The following is a 1,480-nucleotide window of genomic DNA, read 5'->3' on the forward strand; positions in this document are numbered from 1 at the left end:
AATGGCACGGTTACCCTGAGAAAATTCGCGTTGATAACGGCAGTGAATTTACCTCAGAAGTCTTCACCAGCTGGGCAAAAGTGCATGGCATTATGATTGATTACATCAAACCTGGTTGCCCTTACCAGAACGCATACATTGAGCGATTTAACCGAACGTATCGTGATGATGTACTGGATTTATATATTTTCAACAACCTGAATGAGGTAAAGCAAATAACCGAAAACTGGATTGAGTTCTATAACACTGAACGACCACACGACTCACTGAATGACATGACGCCGTTAGAGTACCGAAATGCGGCATAAATTCTCTACGAGATGACTGTGTTATAAATGGGGTATTTACACGGGTTAAGCATCCTTTCATATGCGCGACCAACAAACTGCGACTCGGTCGCCAATAAAAATTACGCTCCCGGAATCTCATAGGTCGGAAAAAAGGTATCGTTTATATACCCACCAGAAATCTGGGTGCAATCGAGTTCATCATGAAGCCGGATATCAAAATAGTACCCAAACAGTACTCGTACTTTCTCAAACGTCACCATCGAATCACTTTTCCTGTAAGATACGTTCAAGTCCTTACCTTGCAAACTCGAAGGAATACTTCCATGTACATAAAACGACTTATCAGAACAAATAGAAAAAAGCTCCTTACTTTCAGGAATTAGGTACTGGACCGGCTTCTCTTCATAGACTTTAAACAGTTGCTTTTCACCACTTTCTTCAAAATATAAACCAAGACGAAGAGGCTCACTGAGAACACAATGTTCTAATTGTGTTTCCGTAAATATACGGAGACCTTCATCGTCATAAGGCACTTTCAGCCACAGGGCTTCGTCAGTACAGCCTATCAACTCAAAATATGCCTCTCTGGGCCCTGCACCTAAAAATAAATGGGACACTTGCAAATAGATTTCGCCATCCTTTTTTTCGATAATAGAAAACCACTCAACACCCAGTGTCCTGCTTGCTTGTGCAGGTAAAATGATAAGTAGCGCCCATACCAACCAATACGCTTTCATTATCTACATCCTCCGTGGAGCCGACAGTTGGTCGTTGCATCTCGAATATGGGTTTGCAGGTGGCTCTCGGCCAAAATAAAGCTGTGAGCATTATTTATCTCCCAGCGATACGCATTAACTTCTGATTCACTGCGCCGTTGGCTGTAACTCACACCCCATACGGCGTGGTCACGATAATGAATTAGCTCATGCCCCAAGACCAGCTGAGCAACACCTTTATGTCCGTGAAACCCATTCGGATTCAATGTGATACCATCCTTGTTAAATAATCCGGCGTCATGAAATCGATAGTTTGCGCTAACGTTTACTCGATACGTTCACTACTGTCGCCACTCGCCGGCTCAATCTGTGTTATCACCGTGCTGCCCGCACGATAGTGATGCTCTACCGCACCATCGGGTAACGCCACGGCTCATAACCCGGGAATTGCCAACGGGTCGTCACTTGACCCTG

Annotated in this window: 2 protein-coding genes; one reads left to right on the forward strand and one right to left on the reverse strand. The window is 44.3% G+C overall.

All coding sequences use genetic code 11. The features are described from left to right. The coding region (locus M1L23_RS12825; RefSeq protein WP_420840641.1) for an integrase core domain-containing protein at positions 1 to 308 on the forward strand (308 nt) is incomplete at its 5' end. A 101-nt stretch (positions 309 to 409) separates the two neighbouring features. On the opposite strand, the gene M1L23_RS12830 is transcribed toward M1L23_RS12825, so the two are convergent. Then, positions 410 to 1,027: a hypothetical protein gene (locus M1L23_RS12830; protein ID WP_252627839.1), complete on the reverse strand. Its 618-nt coding sequence runs from the start codon at positions 1,025 to 1,027 to the stop codon at positions 410 to 412. Between the last annotated feature and the right edge of the window lie 453 nt (positions 1,028 to 1,480).

This window comes from Aliidiomarina quisquiliarum, from assembly GCF_023922585.1.
Classification (GTDB): Bacteria; Pseudomonadota; Gammaproteobacteria; order Enterobacterales; family Alteromonadaceae; genus Aliidiomarina; species Aliidiomarina quisquiliarum.